Annotated in this window: 21 protein-coding genes; 20 read left to right on the plus strand and 1 reads right to left on the minus strand. The window is 51.1% G+C overall.

Annotation, left to right across the window (positions count from 1 at the left end):
* Positions 1-12 precede the first annotated feature (12 nt).
* From ctaD to CHH67_RS14820, 17 genes are all read left to right on the plus strand, one after another.
* Positions 13-1,860, plus strand: a complete 1,848-nt coding sequence (gene ctaD / locus CHH67_RS14740) for a cytochrome c oxidase subunit I (RefSeq protein WP_176475580.1) — start codon at positions 13-15, stop codon at positions 1,858-1,860.
* Positions 1,857-2,480, plus strand: a complete 624-nt coding sequence (locus CHH67_RS14745) for a cytochrome (ubi)quinol oxidase subunit III (protein WP_095265952.1) — start codon at positions 1,857-1,859, stop codon at positions 2,478-2,480. Before ctaD ends, CHH67_RS14745 begins: the two co-directional genes overlap by 4 nt.
* Before the next feature lie 3 nt (positions 2,481-2,483).
* Positions 2,484-2,804: a cytochrome C oxidase subunit IV family protein gene (locus CHH67_RS14750; RefSeq protein ID WP_095265953.1), complete on the plus strand. Its 321-nt coding sequence runs from the start codon at positions 2,484-2,486 to the stop codon at positions 2,802-2,804.
* A 98-nt stretch (positions 2,805-2,902) separates the two neighbouring features.
* Positions 2,903-3,808: a cytochrome c oxidase assembly factor CtaG gene (ctaG, locus tag CHH67_RS14755; RefSeq protein ID WP_095265954.1), complete on the plus strand. Its 906-nt coding sequence runs from the start codon at positions 2,903-2,905 to the stop codon at positions 3,806-3,808.
* A 24-nt stretch (positions 3,809-3,832) separates the two neighbouring features.
* Complete coding sequence (locus tag CHH67_RS14760; RefSeq protein WP_095265955.1) at positions 3,833-4,297, plus strand: DUF420 domain-containing protein; 465 nt, start codon at positions 3,833-3,835, stop codon at positions 4,295-4,297.
* Positions 4,298-4,530: 233 nt separating this feature from the next.
* Positions 4,531-5,238: a hypothetical protein gene (locus CHH67_RS14765; RefSeq protein ID WP_095266051.1), complete on the plus strand. Its 708-nt coding sequence runs from the start codon at positions 4,531-4,533 to the stop codon at positions 5,236-5,238.
* A 70-nt stretch (positions 5,239-5,308) separates the two neighbouring features.
* Positions 5,309-5,710, plus strand: a complete 402-nt coding sequence (locus CHH67_RS14770; RefSeq protein WP_095265956.1) for a GntR family transcriptional regulator — start codon at positions 5,309-5,311, stop codon at positions 5,708-5,710.
* 2 nt (positions 5,711-5,712) lie between these two features.
* The gene (locus CHH67_RS14775) at positions 5,713-6,615 is read left to right on the plus strand and encodes an ABC transporter ATP-binding protein (RefSeq protein WP_095265957.1); all 903 of its coding nucleotides are present in this window, start codon (positions 5,713-5,715) and stop codon (positions 6,613-6,615) included.
* Between the two features lie 16 nt (positions 6,616-6,631).
* The gene (locus CHH67_RS14780; protein WP_095265958.1) at positions 6,632-7,534 is read left to right on the plus strand and encodes an ABC transporter ATP-binding protein; all 903 of its coding nucleotides are present in this window, start codon (positions 6,632-6,634) and stop codon (positions 7,532-7,534) included.
* The gene (locus tag CHH67_RS14785) at positions 7,527-8,831 is read left to right on the plus strand and encodes an ABC transporter permease (RefSeq protein WP_095265959.1); all 1,305 of its coding nucleotides are present in this window, start codon (positions 7,527-7,529) and stop codon (positions 8,829-8,831) included. Before CHH67_RS14780 ends, CHH67_RS14785 begins: the two co-directional genes overlap by 8 nt.
* 129 nt (positions 8,832-8,960) lie before the next feature.
* Positions 8,961-10,169, plus strand: coding sequence for a TraB/GumN family protein (locus CHH67_RS14790; RefSeq protein ID WP_095265960.1), 1,209 nt, complete (start codon positions 8,961-8,963; stop codon positions 10,167-10,169).
* 188 nt (positions 10,170-10,357) lie between these two features.
* Positions 10,358-10,753, plus strand: a complete 396-nt coding sequence (locus CHH67_RS14795; protein WP_141235850.1) for a hypothetical protein — start codon at positions 10,358-10,360, stop codon at positions 10,751-10,753.
* Positions 10,754-10,858: 105 nt separating this feature from the next.
* A complete protein-coding gene (locus CHH67_RS14800) occupies positions 10,859-11,233 on the plus strand; it encodes an ArsR/SmtB family transcription factor (RefSeq protein ID WP_095265962.1) in 375 nt (124 codons plus the stop codon).
* 197 nt (positions 11,234-11,430) lie between these two features.
* Entirely contained in the window at positions 11,431-13,629 is a 2,199-nt protein-coding gene (locus tag CHH67_RS14805) for a heavy metal translocating P-type ATPase (protein WP_095265963.1), read from the plus strand.
* Positions 13,630-13,941: 312 nt separating this feature from the next.
* Positions 13,942-16,611, plus strand: a complete 2,670-nt coding sequence (locus tag CHH67_RS14810) for a Tn3 family transposase (protein WP_095265964.1) — start codon at positions 13,942-13,944, stop codon at positions 16,609-16,611.
* Positions 16,612-16,832: 221 nt separating this feature from the next.
* Complete coding sequence (locus CHH67_RS14815) at positions 16,833-17,957, plus strand: acyl-CoA dehydrogenase family protein (protein WP_425320447.1); 1,125 nt, start codon at positions 16,833-16,835, stop codon at positions 17,955-17,957.
* 212 nt (positions 17,958-18,169) lie between these two features.
* Positions 18,170-18,937, plus strand: coding sequence for a MerR family transcriptional regulator (locus CHH67_RS14820; protein ID WP_095265966.1), 768 nt, complete (start codon positions 18,170-18,172; stop codon positions 18,935-18,937).
* 117 nt (positions 18,938-19,054) lie between these two features.
* Here CHH67_RS14820 and CHH67_RS14825 read toward each other — a convergent pair whose 3' ends face one another.
* Entirely contained in the window at positions 19,055-20,485 is a 1,431-nt protein-coding gene (locus tag CHH67_RS14825) for an NAD-dependent malic enzyme (RefSeq protein WP_095265967.1), read from the minus strand.
* Positions 20,486-20,674: 189 nt separating this feature from the next.
* Between CHH67_RS14825 and CHH67_RS14830 the strand changes: the two genes are divergently transcribed.
* The 3 genes from CHH67_RS14830 (at position 20,675) to CHH67_RS14840 (ending at position 24,869) form a co-directional block, all read left to right on the plus strand.
* Positions 20,675-20,974, plus strand: a complete 300-nt coding sequence (locus CHH67_RS14830; RefSeq protein ID WP_095265968.1) for a hypothetical protein — start codon at positions 20,675-20,677, stop codon at positions 20,972-20,974.
* A 471-nt stretch (positions 20,975-21,445) separates the two neighbouring features.
* Positions 21,446-22,483 (plus strand): lytic polysaccharide monooxygenase, encoded by a 1,038-nt coding sequence (locus tag CHH67_RS14835; protein ID WP_095265969.1) that lies wholly within the window; start codon positions 21,446-21,448, stop codon positions 22,481-22,483.
* A 418-nt stretch (positions 22,484-22,901) separates the two neighbouring features.
* A complete protein-coding gene (locus CHH67_RS14840) occupies positions 22,902-24,869 on the plus strand; it encodes a methyl-accepting chemotaxis protein (protein WP_095265970.1) in 1,968 nt (655 codons plus the stop codon).
* Positions 24,870-24,964 lie beyond the last annotated feature (95 nt).

A 24,964-nucleotide genomic window follows, 5' to 3' on the forward strand; every position in this document is an offset into this window, starting at 1 on the left:
TACACGGGGTTGATGGACTGGATTACGACCGTCGACCATAAGAAAATCGGAATACTGTACCTGCTTGCGGGAGCTTTCTTTTTTGGCATCGGCGGTATCGAGGCAATTCTGATCCGGATCCAGCTGATCAAGCCGATGAACGATTTCGTCTCCGCACAGGTATTCAATGAATTGATTACGATGCACGGAACAACGATGATCTTCCTGGGCGTCATGCCGATCATCTTTGCATTGATGAATGCGATCATACCGCTTCAGATCGGCGCGCGGGACGTTGCGTTTCCGTTCCTGAACTCGCTCGGCTTCTGGACATTCTTGTTCGGCGGACTTCTGCTTAACCTGAGCTGGATTATGGGCGGTGCACCGGATGCGGGCTGGACGGCGTACACGCCGCTCTCCTCCACGGAGTATTCGACGACACGAGGGGTCGACTTCTATACGATCGGCTTGCAGATTGCCGGTCTCGGCACCCTGATCGGCGGTATCAACTTCCTCGTGACCATCATTACGATGCGCGCACCGGGAATGTCCTTCATGAGAATGCCGATGTTCACTTGGACGGCGTTCATTACATCGGCGATGATTTTGTTTGCTTTCCCTGCAATTACGGTAGGACTTGTACTTCTCAGCTTTGATCGTTTGCTTGGCGCGAATTTCTTCGATGTCGCATCTGGCGGTAACCCCGTATTGTGGCAGCATATTTTCTGGATTTTCGGCCATCCTGAGGTATACATTCTGATTTTGCCGGCCTTCGGTATTATTTCAGAGGTTATTCCGACCTTCTCGCGCAAGCGTCTGTTCGGATACAGCTCCATGGTGTTTGCAACCATCCTGATCGCCTTCCTCGGCTTCATGGTATGGGCTCACCATATGTTCACAACCGGTCTCGGACCTGTTGCGAATGCGCTCTTCTCCATCGCAACGATGCTGATTGCCGTTCCGACAGGGATCAAGATCTTCAACTGGCTGTTTACGATGTGGGGCGGTCAGATTCGTTTCACAAGCGCGAACTTGTTCGCGATCGGATTTGTTCCAACATTCGTCATGGGTGGTGTAACCGGGGTTATGCTTGCTTCGGCTCCGGCTGACTTCCAGTTCCATGATACGTATTTCGTTGTTGCTCACTTCCACTACGTTATCGTAGGTGGTCTGGTGTTCGGCCTGTTCTCGGGTCTGCATTACTGGTGGCCGAAGATGTTCGGCCGCATTCTGGATGAAAGACTTGGTAAATGGACGTTCTGGACGTTTGCAATTGGCTTCCATCTGACATTCTTTGTACAGCATTTCCTTGGTCTTCTGGGTATGCAGCGGCGGATTGTATCCTACTTGCCGAATCAGCACTTTGATACGCTCAACTTGATCAGTACGATCGGCGCATTCCTGATGGGTGTCGGTGTCATTCTGTTCCTGGTGAACGTGGTGCTGACAACGAAGAAGCCAGCCGGTGTTGCGAACGACCCTTGGGAAGACGGTCGTACCCTGGAATGGAGCATTCCATCTCCTCCGCCGGAATATAACTTCAAGCAGATTCCGCTCGTGCGCGGTATCGACGCATTCTGGAAAGAGAAGATGGCTGGCAACAAAGGCATGACGCCTGCTGAACCGGTAGGACCGATTCATATGCCGTCTCCGAGCATCCTGCCATTTGTGATGTCGGTGGGGCTGTTCATCGCAGGTCTTGGCTTCATGTTCAGTACGGAGGACTTCTCCAACGCATTCATGAGCCTGATCTTCAATAAATACATCGTTATGATTGTCGGACTTGTAATCACCTTTGCGGCTATGGTTGCACGTTCCCTGTACGATGATCACGGCTATCATATTGAAGTTGAAGAACTGGAAGAGGAGGGGAAAGCATGACATCACACGCTGAACATGTAAACGGCGAACTTCCTCATGAGCCCGAAAAAGCAACGCTGGAGGGCCGTAATAAGGTCCTGGGCTTCTGGCTCTTCCTTGGCGGTGAAGCCGTGCTCTTCGGAACACTGTTCGCAACGTTTCTGGCGCTTCGCAACCAGAATAACGAAGGGCCGACGGCGGGTGAACTGTTCTCGCTGCCGATTACAGCCGTTGCAACGCTGATCCTGCTTGTCAGCAGTTTGACCTCGGTGTTCGCGATTCAGGCGATGCATCGCCATAATGTGAAATCGTTGATCAACTGGCTGATCGTAACCGTTGGTCTCGGCCTCGCGTTCCTGGGTCTTGAAATTTATGAGTTTTACGAGTACATCGTTCATGAATCCTTTGATATGAAGACAAGTGCATTCTCGTCCGCATTCTATACCCTTGTCGGATTTCACGGCGCTCACGTAGCATTTGGTGTCGTCTGGATTGGAATTTTGATCGGCCAGCTGTATAGAAAAGGATTGAACGTTGTTACAGCGCCGAAGGTATATGTGTCTGCGATGTACTGGCACTTTATCGACGTTGTGTGGGTGTTCATCTTCTCGGTCGTATACCTTCTTGGAAAGGTGGCCTAAGAAATGACTGCAAATCAACAATCTAATGAAGTTACTGTGAAGCATCGTCATCGTCCGGAAGGCCCGGAAAAGCACATTTTGGTGTTCATCTTCTCGATCATTCTGACTGCAATCGCATTTGCGGCGGTGATGGCTGGCGGAGTAAATGCCACGTTTGCTGTAATTCTGCTGCTCGTGATGGCAGTTCTGCAGGTGTTCGTGCAGATGGGATACTGGATGCACTTGAAGGATAAGGGGCATCTGATGCCGATCCTGTTTATGATCGGCGGCTTTTTCGTAGCGAGTACGGCGATTGTCATGGCGTTGTTCTGGGTTTGGTGGTAAAATGAAAAAGAGGAGGCTAATAAGCCCCCTCTTTTTTTAAATCGTGGACATATGTCACAATATCGACAGAATTTAACCCGTTTCGGGGAGGTTTTCGAATGCTGGGCTTAGAATATTTTACTTTCGCAGATAAATGGAGTCCGCTGTTCCTGGCTTTCATGCTGGTTCTGACGGCGGTCTACTTCCTGATTGTTGGACCGCTCAGCAGCCGCTTTGAAGGCAGCGCTCCGGTATCGGCGGGCCGCAAGGTGCTGTTTGTCAGCGGCATGGCTGCTTATTACTTGGCCCAAGGCGGACCGATTGAACTGCTGGGGCACATGATGTTCTCTTTTCATATGATCAGCATGGCCTTGTCCTATCTGGTAGCGGTACCGCTGATCATTTTGGGTATTCCGGTATGGTTGTGGCGGGCCTTTGACCGGGTGAATCCGTTCAGGAAGCTCGGGTTCCTGGCGCGGCCGATTGTGTCGGCTGTGGTGTTCAACGGCTTGTTCTCGTTCTACCATATTCCGGTTGTGCATGACTTTGTCATGCTCAATTTCACGGTGCACAGAATATATTTCCTAATTCTGTTCATCACCTCAATGCTCATGTGGTGGGCGATTCTGAATCCGATCCCGGAAAAGGACAAGTCGTCGGGCCTGATGAAAATGGCGTACATCTTTCTGAACATGGTGCTGTTAACGCCAGCCTGTGCGCTTATTATTTTCTCAAGCCATCCGATGTATGCGACCTTCAGCGATCCGGCTGTATGGGCGAAAGCGATGGGGTACTGTGTTTCGGATACTTCTACACTTCTGACAAGCTTCAGCGGTCCGCAGGATTTCGGATATCTGGATCCGCTCATTGATCAGCGGGTAGGAGGTATTATTATGAAGTTTTTCCAGGAGATCATTTTTGCTTCGATGCTGGCTTATGTGTTCTTCCATTGGTATAAGCGAGAGAACAAGGAAGATGATCCATTGCCGGGAGACATCCCGCCTGGAAATTTGAATCAAGCGTAAGCGGGTTACTGAAGGAGGACAGGCATGGATATTTATACGATCTTTCCCACGATTAGTACAGCATTTATCGTCATCAGCGCTGTGCTGGTGGCGATTGGCTGGAGACTGATTATTCAGGGAAAGCGCGAGGCTCATAAGAAAGTGATGATATGGGCGGCAATCGCAGCGATTATTTTCTTTATTATTTATTCGTCCCGTACGATATTCGTAGGGAACACGACGTGGGGCGGGCCGGATGATCTGAAGCTTTATTATCAGATTTTCCTTGTGTTCCACATTATATTGGCTACGGTGGCAGCTGTGTTCGGGATTACAACGCTTGTCCTTGGGTTCAAGGAGAAATATGCGAAGCACCGGAAATGGGGCCGCGTGACATCGGTCATCTGGTTTTTCACTGCCATTACAGGGGTGGCGGTATACACACTGCTGTATGTGCTGTACCCTGGCGGACATACGAAGCCGGTATGGGAAGTCATATTCGGGATATAAGTAACACAAGCACTTGTCAGAGGAATCTGACAGGTGCTTTTTTTTCTTGCAGAGGAAAATTTTCGGAGGGTAATTGACAGTGGAAGAAGCACACTATATACTGTGTATAAAGATATACACAGTGAGCACAGTGAGCACAGTAATCACACTAAGCACAGTGTTTCTTATATGCAACAACTTCGATTAGATAACGTTAACGACCAGGGAAGGTGAGTAGCTTGCATAACATTCGAATGGCGATGAACATCATTGAGAAGGACTTTCGCAGTGATAAGTTTCAAGTATTGTGGACGCTCCTATTCACGCTGTATATGGTTCTCGTCACCGGTATTACAATCGGGCAGCAGTTTGAGGATTTGGGTAACGTTTTTCCTTTCGTGGACTTTATATTGTTTTTCTATGTACCGATGATGGGCCTCTGGTTCTCCAGACGTTCATTCCGTTATCTTAACGAGGATTCATACACCCAGATGCTGTATTATTATCGGACACTTCCGATTCCGGTGCCCGTCATTGTGTATAGCCGTCTCATCATGGGGCTGATGGCATTTCTTTTTAACGGGTTGATCTACTATGGCAGCATCTATCTGATTTCGCCCGCCACGAGAGCGATTATGGACATTCCGAGTTACCTTGCATTTGTAGGGATATGGCAGGGGATAGGATTTCTCGTCTCAGGCTTCTACATTTACTGGGAGTTCATGGTTAGCGGCAAGGCATATTTCCACAGGGCTTTGCTGCTCATTCTGATAACCTCGATTGCAGTTGTATCGATGAGCATGATGGGATTTAGCCTTTTCAAATTCTCGGCCGAATCTGCCATGCGCTGGAAGCTGTTATCGCCAGTGATGTGGGGATCGCTGATTATCGGGTTGGGGACTTTCCTGCTGTTAGGGAGACGGACGCTGCATATGCTGAAGAACAAGCGAGATTTGGCATGAAGGAATCTGGAAGTTTGGGGAATGAGAGAGGTTCCCATCGGATCGTTTCTGAATAAGTGAGGTGATAGAGGTGCGAATTCCTATTCAAATTAATGAAAACAGTGCAGAGCCCTTGTATCACCAGATTGAGACACAGCTGCGTTCGCTCATTATTAGCGGTCAGATCGAGGAGGGGACACTTTTGCCATCGATTAGAGAATTCGCCGGAAATCTGAACTGCAGCGTCATCACGGTTCGCAGAGTGTATCAGGATCTAGAGAATGAGGGGCTGCTTCGCACAAGGCAAGGAACCGGCACTTTTGTCGCCGGTGTCGGAGCAGAGGAAAGAGAGCAATACAAGAAGAAAGAGGTTGTTGAGGCGCTGACAGCCGCTATTGAGAAGGGACTGGCCGTCAAGCTTGAACAACACGAGCTGATTCAGTTGTTTAACGAGATTGTGCAGAAGAAATATCAACCGAAGGGGGATGTATGATTATGGAACCGGATGTGATTTCATTCCGTAATATTCATAAGCGACGGCGAACCAAAACCATCGGTCCTATCGATATGTCGATTCCATCAGGATACATCGTGGCTTTGGTTGGGCCTAACGGATCGGGTAAGAGCACGCTGCTTAATATGATTATGCAAACGGTGTTTCCTGACGAGGGAGAAATCAGCTGGTTCGGTCAAGCCTATCCGGATGGACTGCCGGTGTCGGTCAGACAGCAGATCGGCTTTGTTCCTGAACAGTTGAGCCTGGAAGAGAAGAATTTGACGGTAGATGAGGCAGCGGCCTTTCGATCGATCTGGTATGACAATTGGGACGGGTATTTATTCGATGAGCTGCTGTCACGCTTCGATGTTCCGAGGGGAGTCCGGCTGACCAAAATGTCGAAGGGCGAGCGGCGCAAGTTTGAAATTGCTGCTGCAATGGCCCCGAGGCCGAAGCTGCTCATACTTGATGAACCGTCGTCGGGGCTTGATCCCTTTGCCTGGAAATTGATGATCGAGCAGCTCCACAAATGCATGCGAACAGCGGATACGAGCATCCTGCTGTCCACCCATATTGTGGATGAGATTCGGCGCTTGGCGGATTATGTGGTGCTGATGCATCACGGAAAACAGCTGGGTATGGTCGAGAAGGATTCCTTGCTGGATAACTGGAAGGAATGCTGGGTCGCTCAGGATGCAGCAATCCTGCAGGATTTGCCAGGCATCGTAAGCAGCAGACAGGAGTCTGCAGGCACGATCTCGTTCATAACGACCGAATGCTTGGAAGTGGAACGAATTCTGCATTCCGCCGGGATCGGATTTATTCAGACCCGGTCGCTCGAACTGGATGAAGTGCTCGGATTGTGGATTGATGGCTATAGTCCTGCCGGTATGAGGAAATAAGAGAGGAGATTGACGTATGCTGCGATTGCAATTGGAAGATGTAGTGAAGATTTATGCTGACAAAACCGCGGTCAACCGGATTTCGCTTGAAGTGGAGGAAGGGGAGATCTACGGCTTGCTGGGGGCCAATGGTGCGGGTAAGACCACAACGATGCGCATGGTTCTCGGCCTGATCTACCCTGACGAAGGAAAGATTCTGTACAATGGCAAGCCGTACAACAAGGAGCTTCGCCGTCTGATGGGATATCTCCCGGAAGAACGCGGACTGTACCCGAAGGTGAAGGTAAGCGAGCAGATCACGTATCTGGGTCAGCTGCGGGGAATGTCGGCCAAGGAAGCGGACAAGAGTCTCAAATATTGGCTCGAGAAGTTCGAAGTACCGGATTACTATGACAAGAAAATCGAGGAGCTGTCCAAAGGGAATCAGCAGAAGATGGGCTTTATAGCCGCGGTCATTCACAACCCGCAAATTCTGATTCTGGACGAAGCCTTCAGCGGTCTTGATCCGGTCAATGTCGAGCTGCTGAAGTCCACGGTGAAGGAGCTGCGGGATAACGGAGCCAGCATTCTATTCTCGACTCACCGGATGGAGCATGTGGAAGAGCTGTGCCGGAACATTACGATTCTGCATCGTTCCAACACCGTGGTGAAAGGGAACCTGAAGGAGATCAAGTCCCGTTATCCGCGTGAGGAGGTTGTGCTCGGCACGGAAGGGGAAGTGCAGGGCCTTGACAAGCTGTCAGGCGTCACGGAAGTGACGCGCACCGAGGGAGGATATTTGATCCGCATCAGCGAGCTGGAAGCGGCCCAGAGCATTCTGAATACAGCGATGTCCCAAAGCGTCATTCATAAGTTTGAAGTGAAGGAACCGACATTGAACCAAATCTTTATTAAAGCGGTAGGTGAATCCAATGAATAATACATGGACCGTAATCCGATTTACATTCATGAACAAGGTCAAGACGAAGTCCTTTCTTGTCACCACCCTGATATTTGCCATACTTCTCTCCGTCGGCATCAATCTTCCATACCTGATCCAACTGTTCACAGGAGACGGGGATTCGGGAAGCAAGGCAGCTGAGCGGATCGGACTCGTATATGGTCAACAGCAGGAGCTCGCGACGGAGCTGGAGACTTCCTGGGGCCAGCTGACCACCAATTATGAGCTTATCCCTTATGAGACAGAGGATCAGCAGCTTCTGAGCCAGGATATGGACAATGGCCTTATTGAGGGGTATCTGAAGTTCGAGGAGCAGGAGGGCGGACTGTTCCCGGCGGTTGTCTACACAGCAGGCGAAGACAGAATGGAGCTGGAGCTTCAATCCAATCTTCAGGCCGCGCTCCAGATTATTAAAACGCGCAGCATTGCGCAAGGGTTAAACTTGACGGAGGCGCAAATTACCGAGATTAATACCCCGGTACAGATCGAATCGCGGAGTCTCGATGCAGGCAATGCTGGCGATGCCGAGGGAGAAGGTGCATTCCCGGGCTCTTCCGCTGAAGCGATGGATTATGTGCTGGTATACGCACTGGTGATTCTGTTCTTCTTCACGCTGATGAGTACAGGGAATATGATTGCTTCCGAGGTAACGACCGAGAAGAGCTCCCGGATTATGGAGATTCTCATTACCAGCGTATCGCCGCTCAGCCAGATGTTCGGCAAGGTCATCGGCATGCTGCTGCTCGGATTGTTCCAAATCTTGTCCTTCGGTGTGGTCGTGGCGATTAACCTGATGCTGCCGCATAATATTGAGGTGCTGAAGGACCTGAATCTGGATATCTCGGCGATCGATCCAGCGCTCTTGATTCTGGGGCTCGTGTTCTACATCCTGGGTTACTTCCTGTATGCGGTACTGTATGCAGCCGTCGGCTCAATTATTAGCCGTACGGAGGATCTCGGGCAGGCAATCATGCCGCTGACGATGGTCTCGCTGGTTGCGTTCTATATTGCAATCTTCAGCTTGTCGACACCGAACTCCACCTTGCTTAAGGTGTCCTCCTTCATTCCATTTACCTCGCCGACAACGATACTGGTGCGGGTAGGACTTGGCGATGTACCGATGTGGGAAGTAGCGGCATCGTTGGTCATTTTGATCGTATCAATTCTAGCCTTTGGCTGGCTCTCGGCCAAGATTTACCGGACTGGCGTTCTGCTGTACGGCAAGCGTCCATCCTTCAAGGAACTGATGAAGGCGATGAAGGCATACAAGATGTAAATGACGGCAAGACAACAGACAACAAGACAACAGACAACAAGACAACAGACAACAAGACAGACATCCCGGTTAGCTTTTTCTTAGACGCAGCAATTCATCATTATTCTATATACCAAAGGAGATATGAACATGAAAAAATGGACACGGGTACTGCTATCTGTAATGATTTCCGCAGGGCTGCTGGCTACGGCTACGCCAGTGATGGCTGGTCCAGCCCAGCCGGACATCAAGGTCAATGATCAGCAGGTTGAATATGCTGGAGGCGCTCCGCTCATTGAGAAAGGCACAACCTATGTTCCGCTGAGAAGCACGCTGCAGGCGCTGGATGGGCAGCTGACAAGCGCGAAAGACGGCATCATTCAGGCTGTTGTCAACGGGCAGACCATCACGCTGAAAAGCAGTCTGAAAGTTATCAATGGCGTGACCTATGCGCCAATCCGGGTTGTTGGGGACGCAGCAGGCTATGAGGTTCGCTGGGACGCTTCATCCCGTACGGTAGTTCTGTTCTCCAAGGAAGCGGCGGAGACAGGCGCGCGCGGTTTCCTCTGGCAAGTGGAGCATGACGGGAATACGGTATATCTCGTAGGCTCGATGCATGTGGCTGATGACAGCTTCTACCCGCTGCGTGCAGAATTTGAAGAGGCGTTTGCCGAAGCGGATTATCTGGGCGTGGAAATTGATCTGACCAAAGCTGAGGATGAGCAGCAGCAGAGATTGATGCTGGAGAAGGGCATGTACACGGACGGTACGACTTTGAAGGATCATATCTCGGCTGACACCTATGCCAAGCTTGGCGAAGCGTTGGAGAAATTCGGTCTGGAGCCCAATGCACTGGATATATTCAAGCCTTGGGTAGCGGAGGTCATGATCAGCAACCTGCAAATGACGGTGTCCGGATATGATGCGACGGCAGGCATCGACCTGTATTTCTCTCAAAAGGCGATCGAGCGAAACATTCCAATTCTGGAGCTGGAGTCCTACGAATCCCAGTTGGGAATGCTCAGCGGGTTCTCGCTTGAGCTGCAGGAGAAGAACCTGAATACCATTCTGGAACACTTCGAGCTTCTGGATCAGGAGATTCATCAGATGGCCGAAATGTGGAAGACAGGTAATGAGGAGCAGCTGCTGGAGCTGACTGGCAGCATGGAAGAGGAGCCTGAATATCATCAGGCGATGCTGGTGGACAGAAACATTGAGATGGCCGAGAAAATCGACGGCTACCTGAAAAACGGTAACAACGAAGAATATTTCATCGTTGTCGGCGCTGCTCACTACCTTGGCGACTATGGCATCATTAAGCTGCTTGAGGATAAAGGATATACAGTGGTAAGGAAGTAAGGTTTAGAATTAAATAGGAAACGTTTTGGCACTTACAAGCGTTAACCATATGAGGGCAGATTATTCTGCCCTTTTTTGTTTGTAGTAAATCAGCCAACAAGATGGATTTGGCCCTGAAGAAGAGAAGCTTGAAAAAAACGAATATTATAGGGGGAGAATGAACCATGTATACGCGATGTCGATCCCTCATGCTGCTTTGCGGCATTTGTGCAATTTTTCTTCTGATGGCATGTAACCATGAGAACGATAAGTATATTGAAAAATTGAACTTTGCCACAGCAAATCCGTCGTCGGAATACAGTGAATTTTTATACTTTAATGGCAGGCTTTATGGAATAAGTTCAGAGGTAGTGGACGAAGAGGTATTTAAGAATAGAATCGGAAAACAAATCGGAGAAATCAAAGGCATTGATTCGATGGTTAAAGAAGATGGAGATGTTGGTGTTGAAAATCAGGATGCTGAATTTTTATTCAAACCCGGAGATGGGATACACGAAATAACAGATACCTCCAACAAACTACTTCTACTCATTAAAACGTCCAAAGGATATCTTCACACGAAACTAATCATGAGTGATGACTAGAGAAAGAATTTTCATGGCCCTCTCCTTAATCGTAATCCTTTCGTTTTTGGTGCGATTGCTATACAATAAATAGTAATTGCGTAAAAATAGGATGGTGATTACGGAATGGAGCAGAAAGGACCGTTGACTGAAGATTGTGATACATCATGCGCGGGCACAGAAACGGATCTGAAGCCGGTGAAGGCGGCGCTGATTGATGAACATGCGGCTGTGCAGGTGGCCGACTGGTTCAAGGCATTTAGCGATCCTACCCGGGTAAAGCTGATTCATGCGCTTCTGCAGCGCGAGCTGTGCGTTCACGATCTGTCAGAGCTGCTGGGCATGGGGCAATCCGCGATCTCCCATCAACTGCGGTATCTTCGCAATATGAGGATTGTAAAGCGGCGCAAAGTCGGCAAAACCGTCTATTATTCGTTGGATGATGCCCATATCGAGCAAATTTTTACCCAGACGCTTCAACATACGATGCATGGTGAATAATATGAAAGCACCGCAGCTCGCGCTGTAGGTGTTTTTATTTTTTTGGCATCCAGTTGATTTCAATGTCCATGCGCGCGATGGAATACTTATATTTCATGATTGACAACAATCTTGGTACGTGCATATAATGGATGTAGATAATATATGAACAATTGCTCATATGTTGATGCGATGGTTATGGGGAAGGAGAGCTGGATATGCAAGCACGGCAGAAAGTGAAGAAAGAGCTTATCCTGGAAGGGCTCGATTGTGCGAACTGTGCCATGAAAATTGAGAACGGCGTTAGTAAAATTGAAGGTGTTGCTTCATGCTCCGTTAATTTTGTAACCAAAACGCTGACGATGGAAACCGACCCGGATCGAGATACGGACATTGTAACAAAGGCCAAGCAGAAGGTGAAGCAACTGGAGCCGCACATTCGCGTCCTGGAAAAAGGAAGCTCCAGATCGAAGGTGGCTCATCAGCAGGATAACCACGGGGAAACTCATAATCAGCACGAGTCCCATCATGACCACGACCATGCTCATGGGCATGACCATGGCGCCGGCAGTACGAAACGGTTGCTGACCCGGCTGCTGCTCGGGATCGGCATCGGCGCTGCCGCCATTCTAACGTCGATATACTATGATTATGCATATATTGAACTGGCACTCTTTCTCATTGCATACCTGATCATAGGTGGAGACATTGTGCTGCGGGCAGCTCGGAATATCATTCGCGGCAAGGTGTTTGACGAGCATTTTCTGATGACCATCGCCACGCTCGGGGCGTTCATCATTGGCGAATATCCCGAAGGGGTAGCAGTCATGCTGTTCTACCAGGTCGGGGAAATGTTCCAGAGCATCGCCGTCAATCGTTCTCGTAAGTCCATTAGCTCGCTGATGGATATCCGGCCCGATTATGCGAACCTTAAGGTAGGCCATGAGACGAGACGGGTAACGCCCGAGGAAGTGGCAGTTGGCGATCTTATTCTGATCAAGCCGGGTGAGAAGGTGCCCCTGGATGGCAAAGTTATAGATGGCTACTCTGCCATGGACACTTCGGCGCTTACCGGCGAATCGGTGCCAAGGGAAGTGGGGCCGGGGCAGGATGTGCTGAGCGGTTTTATTAACAAGAATGGTGTGCTTACCGTCGAGGTTGCCAAGGAATTTGGCGAGTCCACCGTATCGAAAATTTTGGATCTGGTACAGAATGCAAGCAGCAAAAAAGCGCCAACCGAAAATTTCATTACGAAATTCGCCCGCTATTATACGCCGTTTGTCGTCATTGCTGCGGCACTGTTAGCACTCGTTCCCCCACTCTTCATCAATGGTGCGACGTTCGCGGACTGGGGTTACCGCGCACTTGTATTTCTCGTCATTTCCTGTCCTTGTGCGTTGGTTGTCTCGATTCCGCTCGGATTTTTCGGCGGCATCGGTGCTGCATCCAAGCGAGGTGTGCTGGTGAAGGGCAGCAATTATCTTGAAGCGCTGAACGACGTGAAATATGTTGTCTTTGACAAGACCGGAACGCTGACGAAAGGCGCATTTACGGTTACCCGAATTCAGCCGGCAGGTGCGGTTTCGGAGGAGGAGCTGCTTGAAGCTGCGGCTTATGCAGAGCTGCATTCCGCCCATCCGATTGCCGAGTCGATCCGGGCGGCCTACGGCAAGGAGATCGACGAAGCGTTGCTATCGGATTATAACGAAATATCCGGGCACGGCATTCAGGTGAACGTGAACGGAACCGAAGTGCTGGCAGGCAATGCGAAGCTGATGAACCGTGAACGTATTCCGTTTGAACAGCCGACAGATCCGGGAACGATCGTTCACATTAGCATCAACCGGGCGTATGCCGGATATATCGTGATCGCAGATGAAGTGAAAGAGGATGCTGCGGAGACGATCCGTTCGCTCAAGGAGCTCGGGATCAAGCAGACCGTCATGTTGACGGGAGACTCGAAGACCGTGGGCGAAGCGGTTGGACGCCAGCTCGGAATCGATCAGGTGCACGCCGAGCTGCTGCCGCAGCATAAAGTCGAGGAGATCGAGAAGCTGGATCAGCAGAAATCACCGAAGGAGAAAATCATCTTCGTCGGTGACGGCATCAACGATACGCCGGTGCTGGCGCGGGCCGATGTCGGCATGGCGATGGGCGGACTCGGATCGGATGCGGCCATTGAAGCTGCGGATATTGTCATCATGACCGATGAGCCGTCCAAGATCCCGGCAGCCATTCAGGTGGCCAAGCGGACAAGACGCATCGTATGGCAGAATATCGTGTTTGCACTAGGAGTGAAAGCCATATTCCTTGTGCTGGGCGCATTCGATATCGCCACGATGTGGGAGGCGGTCTTCTCGGATGTGGGCGTCACACTGCTGGCCGTGCTGAATGCAGCACGCATACTGCGGAGCTAACTCCGGTATGTTCCAACAACAGAGAGTCACACGATCATCGAAAGCAACTTATAAAGAGCCGGTACCGGCTCTTTTTTGCGTCTAGACTGGCCGATGGACACGGATGGTCACCTGTTGATTTGTATATTGTGCCAGCATCGGCGCCGCTGTAATATCCTGTAGTCATTTGACAGGTTTAGCAACTGGTTTTACAATATCACGAGGGGAATTTTTACATTTTTACCATCTTAAAATTATGGTTTAGCGGCCTTGTTGATTTGTTGTCAGCTGCATCAGGGGAGAGGCCCGCCTGCGGACAGGAGAGTGGGATACATGAACGCTAAGGAAGTGTTAACCCAGGAGCAGCGAAGACGATTTAAAAGCATACCCGAAGCAAACGATCCGAAGGCTGTGCAATACTACACGTTCACTCAGGAACAGCTGGACCATATTCTACACCATCGGCGAGATCATAATCGCTTAGGGTTCGCTGTGCAGCTGGCCCTGGTCACCTATCCAGGCTGGCCGCTTCTACACTACGAGACGATTCCGCATTCCACCCTTGCCTATATAGCCTCGCAAATTCACGTATCGCCCGATGTATTTTCCGATTATGCTAAACGAGAGCCGACCCGAAGGGAGCATCTGGAGGAGATCCGCAGAACGTATGGCTATGCGAGATTCGCGAAGCAGCATCAACACACACTTGCAGACATGCTGTATCACCGTGCATGGGAAGATGACAATCCGGTTGTGCTGATGACGGCAGCGGTTGGCTGGCTTCGCGAGCACAAGCTCATATTCCCGGCGATCTCTACGATCGAGGGCATGATATGGGAGGCGATGCACCGGGCAGAGCATCATATGTATGCCATGCTGGGTGCCGCTGTTACAGAAGAGCAGAAGAGCTTGCTTGACAGCATTATGGAAGGAATGATGCGCAAATCGCTTAGCTGGTTGAGGGATGGGGCGGGAGTCTGCTCGCCAGAAGGATTTCTGAAGGTGGCAGAACGTATACGTTGCCTCAGCGAGTTCGGTCTCCGTGTAGATACAGAGAGCATCCCTGCGAAACGTTTGCAGAAAGTGACCCGCATGGCCAGCTCGTATGACTCCCATCTGTACAAAAAACTTCGCCCCGAGAAAAAGTATGGGCTGCTTGCCCTTCATCTTCAGATGCTGCGATCGGCTTATATCGATGAGGCCATTCGTATCCATGACGGCTTGATTACCCGATTTATCGCCGACATGAGACAGCATCGCAAGAAGGAGAAAGAAAGGACGCCGGCTGAGGATGCCGCCCTGACTCCGGCGTTCCGTGCACTCTTCAAGAAGCGTTTCTTCCGTTTACGCAAGTACGCGCCGGTGCTGCTAGAGCTGCTGGATTTTCAAGGGAGCGACTCTGCCGCGCGGCTGCTGGAAGCAGTGCGGATGCTGCGCCAGATGCATGAGAACGGGCAGCGTCACCTTGATCCTACCGAAGCGATGCTCAATTTTGTTCCGAGAAAAAGACGGAGGCTGCTGCTGAATGATCGCGGCGGGGTATACGGATACATCTATGAACTGGCGGTGTTGGTGGAGCTTCGCAACCAGCTTCGTTCCGGCCATGTATGGGTGGATGGCAGCGTGCTGCACAAGCCTTACACGGCATACCTGCTTCCCGATTCCGGAAGGGGTTCAACGGATTGTCCCGAAGGCAACCGAATGAATACATATTTGCAAGACCGTCAACGGCTGTTGACGGAAAGCCTGCCCCTGGTCTCCCACAGCACCGGTATCCCGCATGGTTACGTGATCCGGTCCATGCCGCTGCGTTCCCGGCACCCGGGTCAGTCCGGGCGTTTGAATCCCTATCTTCACAGCCGTCTTCCGGCTATTTGTTTGTTGGATTTGCTCAAGGAAGTGGATAGCTGGATTGGGTTAACGGATCAATTCGTGCATGTAACGACCCGGCGGGAGCCGGAGCAAGAGGAGAAGGACCGGATATTGTCCCTTCTGGTCGGACTCGGTACGATGACCGGCGTGAAGCCTATCGCCCAGCTACCCTTCGGAACGTACCGCCAATATATGAATACGCTTCAATGGCGGGTGAACGAAGAGGCGATCGCGCAGGCGCAGCGGGAAATGATAGCGTTTCAGAAGCGTTTGCCGCTTGCAGCTATCTGGGCGGAAGCCTACGGAACCTCCTCCGATCTGCTTCGCGTACCGGTCACCCGGTCTTCGGAAGGCGCCTTTCAGGGGGCTGACACGACGGATCGATACTATTTGTACCGTTGTATGAACGAACAATCGATGATTGTCTCCACCCGCATAACCGATTATGCGCAGCCAGGGTTCCTGCTTGAAGGAACGACGGGTCAGGATTCCTCTTATGCGCGGCATTACTGCCATTATTCCGGATATGTGGATCGGCTGTTTGGATTTTCCCATCTGCTTGGCATTCCGCTCATCCCTCGACTGGACCGTTTCCAGAGCACCCGGTTATATCAAATTGACAAGAAGAAGATGCTGCCTTTTATGAGAACCGGGCTTATCAACACGCGTGTAATCCGTGAAGCGAGTACGGCGCTCCGGCAGGCGAGGGATGCCGTCAGAGCGGGCGGCGTTCCGCCCAGTCTATTATATGAAAAGCTTCGTTCACAGCAGGATGCGGATGAGGCGTTGCGCGATATTGGCCGCATTGAGAAATCATTGTTCTTCATCGAGTTTCTTCGGTCCAATGAGCTGCATGCAGGGATCGAGCGGGATTCACTCCGCTGGCAGGAGATGAATGCGCTGAGCAAGCAGCTGATACCGCAGCAGGAATGGAGTTATAACGGCAGAAGCGCCGAGGAATATCCTCTATTCGCGCTGGCGAACAGTTTTATCGTGAATGCCGTTATCGTGTGGAATACGGTCTATCTGGAAAAGTCCGCCCAAGAGCTTATGGCATCCGGAAAGCTGGATGAAGCAATGCTTAGCCAGGTGTCCCCCCGGTATGGCGGGCATCTGATGCTGCAGTCCTAACCTTGATCGCGGAGAAGCGCCATGAGGAGGCTGCCGGCGAACGTTGCCCGGGAACGCCCCGGGGCCTTCCCCTTCATTGACACGCCGAATGATCGCTGCTACAATCGGTTAAAACATGATCGGAATACAGGTGATTGATGAAGAAGGGGGAGTCGGACTTGGATCAGTCTGGAATCATAGATCCGTTTATCCGGAATGAAAGCGAAGCAAGCATTGCAGCAATGGCCGACAAGCTGGCTTCCGTATTTGCAGACAGAGCCCCCTTGCATGATGCAGAGGGCTCGTTTCCGTTTGAGAACTTCGATGACTTGAGCGCAGCCGGTTATTTGAAGCTGACCGTACCCAAGGCTTATGGAGGGGATGAAGCCTCCGTATATGAGATGGTGTTGGCTCAGGAGCGGCTGGCGAGGGGAGATGGTTCCACGGCGCTGGCGGTCGGCTGGCATATCGGAATGCTGCTTCAGCTTCGTCTGTCCGATGCCTGGCCGAAGCCGTTGTTTGAGCAGCTGTGCAGAGACATCGTTGAGCAAGGTGTCGTCATCAATGAGCTGGCGAGTGAGCCGGCAACCGGGAGCCCCAGCCGGGGAGGGAGACCGCAGACGACCGCGACCCGGGCGGAAGGGGGCTGGATCATTCAAGGCCGTAAAACCTTCAGCACATTAAGCCCTATTTTGAAAATATTCACGGTCACAGCAGCGATTGAGGGCTGCGACAGACCCGGGCTGTTTCTCATCCGCCGCGGACCCGGGGTTCGCATAGAGGAGACGTGGAACACACTCGGGATGCGGGCAACGGGGAGCCATGACGTCATTCTTGATCACGTATTTGTACCGGATGACGAGGTGATTCGGGGGGCGGATGCTGCTGAGAAGAGCGCGCCTGTTCCTACCGAAGCGGCGCTGCTTCACATACCGGCTTGTTATCTCGGCATCGCCTATGCTGCCCGAAGCTTTGCTATTGATTTTGCCTGCCGTCACCAGCCGAATTCCACAACGGTCCCAATTGCGGAATTACCGAACGTCAAACGGCAAATTGCCCAGATGGAGGTCGATTGGATTACGGCTCGAAGTTATCTGTACCAGGTGGCTGACCGATGGGATCGGGAGGTCGGGCAGCGCGCGGCCCTCAAGCCGGAGCTTGGCCTGGCGAAATATATGGCCACCAATGCGGCAATCCGCATCGTAGATCAGGCGATGCGGATCGTGGGCGGCCTCAGTCTGTCCCGTAAGCTTCCGCTGGAGCGAATGTACAGAGATGTTCGGGCCGGGCTGCATAACCCGCCGATGGATGACATCGTGCTTAACAATCTGGCTGACCGGGCGATTCACGAGATGCGGGGCGATTGAGACAGGCCGCGCAGCCTTGTCATGCTGTTCGGTGCAAGAAGGGAGGCATCACTCGCTCGCTGCTCGCCGAGCATGATTGCCTTGTACGTGAAGAGCGTAGATGAACTGCCCGATCGGGCAGTTTTTTTGTAGAATTCGAATGATTTGTTTGAAAGCTGTTGACCTTAACGTTGCGTCAAGGTGTACAGTGAGTTTGTCAGGAGGTGAAAGGAATGGAATATACGGTGCAGAAGCTTGGACGTCTGGCAGGGATCAGTACTCGCACGCTGCGATATTATGATGAGATTGGCCTTCTGAAGCCGGCCAGAGTCAACTCGTCAGGCTATCGGATATACAGCCAGCAGCAGGTGGATCAGCTTCAGCAAATTTTGTTCTACCGGGAGCTTGGCCTGCAGCTCGAGCACATCAAGGAAATCATGTCTTCGCCATCCTATGACCGGGTTCATGCGCTTAAACAGCACCATTCGCAGCTCCTTGACCGCCGACAACAACTGGAGGCGCTGATCGCGAATGTCGAGAAGACGATCGCCTCCGCTGAAGGGAGAATGACGATGACCGATCAAGAGAAATTTGAAGGTTTCAAGCAGAGGCTGATTGCGGATAACGAACAGCAATACGGGGCTGAAGTTCGTGCGAAATATGGGGATGAGACAATAAATCGTTCGAACGAGCTGGTAAAGAACATGACGCAGGAGCAGCATGACGAGGTGACCCGATTGTCGGAGGAGCTTCAGCGCACATTGGCGCAGGCTTTTGTCGAAGGCGATCCCGGGAGCGAACTGGCTCAGAAGGCGGCCGAGCTGCATAAGCAATGGCTGACTTATTTCTGGAACGATTACAGCAAGGAAGCCCATGCGGGGCTGGCCCAAATGTACGTGGATGATGAGCGGTTCACTGCTTACTATGATCAGGAGCAGCCGGGAACTGCCCGCTTCCTGCGAGATGCTATCGTGATCTACACACAGACCGATAAGGCGTAAACGAACAATGCCTCCCGGCGACGAATGATGTCTGCCGGGAGGCATTGGCATATTAGGCGAGTATGCGCTTTCAAACGATGCGAAACCCAAGCGACCAGAACGGCGTCTATAGCTTGGCTATTCGCGAGGGATTTTTCTGGCTACGCCGGAATCGATCGCAGCTTTGACAACAAGCTCGCGAATGGCTTTCACTACATTCTGATTAAATACACTCGGAATAATATAGGACGGATTCCGCTCTTCATCCGACACGGCCGAGGCGATTGCTTCCGCTGCGGCAAGCTTCATCTCTTCATTGATCGTTGTCGCTCTGCAGTCCAATGCGGCGCGGAAGATGCCAGGAAAGCACAGGACGTTGTTGATCTGGTTCGGATAGTCCGAACGCCCAGTAGCCATCACCGCGACAATATCCTCAACCTCTTCAGGCTTGATCTCCGGAACCGGGTTCGCCATGGCGAATACGATCGGCTGGTCAGCCATGCTTTGCACATCCTCGCGGCTCAGAATCCCGCCGGCGGACAAGCCGATGAACACATCTGCTCCTTGAATTACATCCTTCAGCGATCCTTGCAGCCTTTCCGGATTCGTATGCTCTGCATACCACTCCCACATGGAGTTGGCATAAGGATTGCCCGCAACAAGCGCTCCCTCTCGGTCAACACCGACGATGTTCTTCACGCCCGCGGCCAGCAGAATTTTGCTGCAAGCGACCCCGGCAGCTCCGATCCCGCAGACGACAACCTTGATGCTGTCCAGCGATTTGCCGACGATTTTCAAGGCATTGATCAATGCGGCGTACAGTACGACAGCGGTGCCGTGCTGATCGTCATGAAAAACGGGAATGTCGAGCTCATCGCGTAATCGGGCTTCGATTTCGAAGCAGCGAGGGGAGGCGATATCCTCCAGATTAATGCCGCCAAAGGCTGGAGCTAACGCTTTGATGCAGGCGATGATCTCTTCCGTATCCTGCGTGTCCAAGCAGATCGGGAAGGAGTCTACCCCGGCCAGTTCCTTGAACAGCATCGATTTGCCCTCCATGACCGGCATGGCCGCGTAAGGACCGATATTCCCAAGCCCGAGCACTGCGCTGCCGTCGGAGATGACGGCGACCGTATTTCTCTTTATGGTCAGGGTATAGGCTTTCTTGGGATCTTCCTGAATGGCTGCACATACCCGGGCCACGTCAGGTGTATATACCCGTGACAGGTCATCGCGGTTATGAATCGGCACCTTCGGCTGAATTTCGATTTTGCCGCCCAGGTGCATCAGGAAAGTACGATCCGAGACGTTGACCAGACGAACCCCTTTCAGACTGCGAATGCGGGAAGTCACGTTCTGCACATCGACGCTGTCTGTTACGGTGATCGTAATATCGCGAACCGTCACATCGCCGCTGGCTTGAATGACGTCAATGGCGACCATGTCCCCGCCAGCCTCGAAGATGGCCGATGCCACTTGCCCAAATTTGATTTCCTTGGTGTTCATCTCCAGTCGCAGAATGATGCTTTTGCCCCCGAGCCCATTTCCAAGACTACTGTTTTTCTCCATGAGGTACCTCCGAAAAATGGTTTATGTGGATACAGCCAAGAGATTTAAGCGTGCCCGTGTAACATTGTTCTAGGCAGGCAGTTCATTTTCCTGTTTCATTCAAAAAAATAAAGGCTTTTCCCACGATGGTTAAACTTAATGGCAGTGGGTATAATTGATGTTGATTACAAGGTGAAGGGATGATGATACATGAATGCCAGAATCGAGGCGCTGGAGAAGCGGCTGGCCACACAGCAGCACAGGGATTTATTTCTTCAAATGAAGCATACTCTGAAAGCCATTGATGATCTTGCCGAGCATCATCGGGTATATCAAGCTATGCAGGCGCTCAGCGGTGTTCGGATCATCGGACAGGAAGAAAGTGTGTTTTACGATACCTTAGCGAAAGCCAAGGAAGAGGTTGTCCGGACGCTGGAGCTGACCGTCGAGGATTTGGAGCATAAAGGGGATAAGCATTACAGCAAGCACTTCAAGGATGGCGTTGAATAGCGTCAGGTCATGTTCCTTATCCATCAGGTGTTAATATCCTTTCGAGATTTGAAGCCTCACTGCAGAAGGCCGCACGTGATTGTTAGGCGGTTAACTTGCAGGGGGCTTTTTTATGTGGCATTAAGCTTATTTGTTAGAATTAATATCATTATATGATTCTATTAATTACGGGCTATGTTATATATTTTTTGAACGTCATTGAAATGTGAAATAAATCGTTGTTTTGTATTATGGGAACTGTGAGAATGATCTTATACAATAATGATAGAACTGGTAAATGTTAGGTCCAGTTCTGGCTGATTGGTTTTTATGTGAATGGGTGGAATGCAGAGCTGGACCTCTGTTGGGCGAGACGATCATGAATATCTGCTTTCCGGGTCTGCAAGGAAGGGAGGTGGGAAACGGGACGAATGAAGCTCGAGCCGTCTTGGTTTTTGTCACAACCCATATCCAAAAGGAGGAGAGTATTATATGACGTTAAGGTTGCCGAATCAAGCTTGGATGAAGAAACTTGTGGCCGTAGGTTTGATGACGATTCTGATGGGTGTAATCATGGTCATTTTTGCGGACAAAGTGTCCGCCCACGGATATGTTGAATCGCCAGCGAGCCGTGCATATCTGTGTAAGGAAGGGCAGAACTCGGATTGTGGAAACATCATATATGAGCCGCAGAGCCTGGAAGCCCCGAAGGGCTGGCCGAATGCAGGCCCTGCTGACGGACAAATTGCGAGCGCAGGCGGCTTGTTCCCGAAACTTGACGAGCAGTCCTCGACACGCTGGGCTAAAGTGAACATCACACCGGGCACGACAACCTTCCAATGGAGACTGACTGCTGCACATGCAACGGCCAGCTGGAAATACTATATTACGAAAGACGGATGGAATCCGAATGCACCGCTGAGCAGAGCTTCATTCGATCTCACGCCGTTCTGCTCCATTGATTACGGCGGTGTAAGACCACCGGCAAACTATGCTTCGACTTGTAATGTACCGGCCAAAACCGGCTATCATGTGATCCTTGCCGTATGGGAAGTCGCAGATACTGCGAACGCCTTCTACAACGTGATTGATGTTAACTTTGTTGGCGGCGGCGGCAATCCGGATCCGGGTCTGCAAGCGCCGACAGGACTCACTTCGACTGCCAGAACGAATTCCAGCATCTCCCTGGCGTGGAATGCTTCGTCCGGAGCAGCCAGATATGAAGTTTATCGCGGCGGTTCGCTCGTAGGAACGTCCACATCGACTTCCTATACGGACAGCGGCCTGACAGCGGGCACATCTTTCACCTATACCGTGGTGGCGGTCAACAGCGCAGGCAGCAAATCAGCGGCTTCGGCACCGTTAACGGTATCCACGACCGGCAGCTCAACAACCTATCCGGCATGGAGCGCAACAACCACTTACTGGGGCGGCGACCGCGTCACCTATAACGGCCTGAATTATGAAGCCAGATGGTGGACGCTTGGCGAAACACCAGGCAGCGCTTATGTGTGGATGCAGATTCCATAACGACGAGAATAGAAGAACGAACCGGCAGCCTTCGGCTGTCGGTTTTTTATGCTGTCCGTTTCTGTATGTAGTGGATCATGATATCTTTAAAGGAATATATAGTAAAACAGGACTAAAGGTAGTGTGTAAAACATTTCATAGCATGCCTTAAAGACTATTTATTTAGGAAATCTCTATGTATAAAAGACTATGTAAATCAATGGCGAAAAATATCGAATTTGCTACTCAAAAACTATAACTATGCTGCCGATAATGTAAGAGGGAGCCTTACCGACCTGAAATAGCCAACATTTTTCAAAATTTTGTTTGTTTTTTGATGTAAGCATCCAGATTCTTACAGATAAAAAGAGACCTGAAAAAGAGAGAGGCAGGAAAAGCGGATAGGACCCTAGGACCATCTTCGGGGAGGATTTACGGCATGCTAAAAAGTCTTAAGCTGAAAATGATTTTCATGATTTGCCTTGTGCTGCTGCTGAGCCTTGGCTCCGTATTCTTGGTTAGCTACAGCGAATCGTCGGATCTGCTGAAGAACAGCCTGAATAAGGAAGCGATGCTTAGCGCAGAGAACCTCGCGAGTTCGATTAACGATTTCATGGAATCGGAAATCGCCAAACTGGACGCCGTAGGTAAATTCCTTACAGGAAACAAGGATGAGGACCTGGCCATTATTAAGAAAGCACAGGAACAGCATCCTGAATTCGAGACCTTCTTCTTCTCACATGATTTAACAGGCAAGAATGTCATTAACTTTCTGGGAGAAGTGACGGACGTATCTGACCGGGTTCACTACCAGGAAGCAGGCAAAGGGGAAGGAAAGATTGTAGTTTCCGATCCGGTATTGTCCAAGCGTACAGGTAACAACATCGTAACGATGATTCTTCCGCTTATGAAAGACGGCAAGCAGTATGGATATATGGGATCCACACTTCCGATTAACGAGGTTCAGCAGAAAGTGTCTGACCTGACCTTCGGAGATTCCGGATTTGCATTCTTGCTCAGTGCTGCCGGAACCATTATGTGGCATCCGAATGAAGAGCTCGGCCTTGAACAGAATGTCTCGGATCTGGATAACGCAGAGATCTCCAATGCTTTTGAGAAAGTTAAAACGGGTGAAACCGGCTATTTCGATTATGTTATGGACGGAAATCAATATACCGCCGCCCACGCGACCTCGAACCTGAATTGGGGTGTGTTCGTAACAGCCCCAACGAAGGAGCTCCACGCTCCGATCAATGAGCTTACGATCACGCTGACACTGATTTCAGCAGCAGCTCTCGTATTGTCCATCTTGGCAGCCTCCTGGCTGACGGCGACAGTGCTGAAGCCGATCCGTCAACTGAATGAGGCAGTGAAGGACGTAGCGGCAGGGGATCTGACGAAAACGATCAAGGTAGACGGCAAGGATGAAATCGCCGTGCTTTCTAGCGACTTTAACCAGACCGTATCTCACTTGAAACATCTGGTAGAGGGTGTGAACAGCTCCTCAAGTGAAGTCATGAAGGTCACCGGCGTTGTAGCCAGCGGCGTGGAAACGGCGAAGGACAGCGTGGACCGGATTGGTTCTTCCATTAAGCAGATTGCAGAAGGCGCGAATGCGCATGCCTCGAGCTCCAACGAGATTGCAACCTCGATGAGCGATATGGCAAGCGGCATCGTTAAAATTGCCGAAACCTCTTCCATGGTATCTGAGGCTGCTCAGGAAGCGGCAAGCCATGCAGAGACGGGGTCTGTCGTTGTGGAACAGGCCGTGAAGCAGATCGGCAGCATCGGGGAAGGCACCGAGAAAGTGGGATCGGCGATCGAGCGTTTGAATGAGCGGTCGATGCAGATTGAAGAAATATTGAATTTCATTACCGAAATTACATCCAGAATCCGTCTTCTGTCGCTGAACGCGTCGATTGAAGCGGCGAGAGCGGGCGAGCATGGACGCGGCTTTGCGGTTGTTGCAGAGGAAGTGAAGAAGCTGGCAGGTCAATCGGAGAGCTCTACCGACCAAATCGCACAGCTGATCACGGAGATCCGTCAAGACACACTCAATGCGGTGGAAGTGATGGATGTCAGCCGTCAGGACGTGCGCGAAGGTGTGGCCCTTATCGAGGATGTACGGGAGAAATTCGCGAATATTCTCCAGGCTACCCGCAATGTAGCGGATCATATCCTTGAGGTTTCCGCGGCATCTGAAGAGATGTCAGCCGGTTCCGAGCAGGTCACTGCCTCTGTCGAGGAGTTGAAGTCGATTGCGAATCTGACCTCGAACGATGCGAAGAACGTGGCCGAGGCTGCCGAGGAACAGGTAGCAACGATCCAGCAAATCTCCGGTTCTGTAAGTCAGCTGGAATCGGTTGTGAGCGAGCTTCGCAAAGAGCTTGCCAAATTCAAGCTGTAATCACCCTCTATACGTTGATCGTCTCGCCTGCAAGCGAGCCTGATTCATCGCAACTGGAGAGGGGGGATGCCACCAGGAGAGAAAGCCGGAGCTGT

Source organism: Paenibacillus campinasensis, assembly GCF_002272015.1.
GTDB classification, from domain to species: Bacteria; Bacillota; Bacilli; order Paenibacillales; family Paenibacillaceae; genus Paenibacillus_AQ; species Paenibacillus_AQ campinasensis.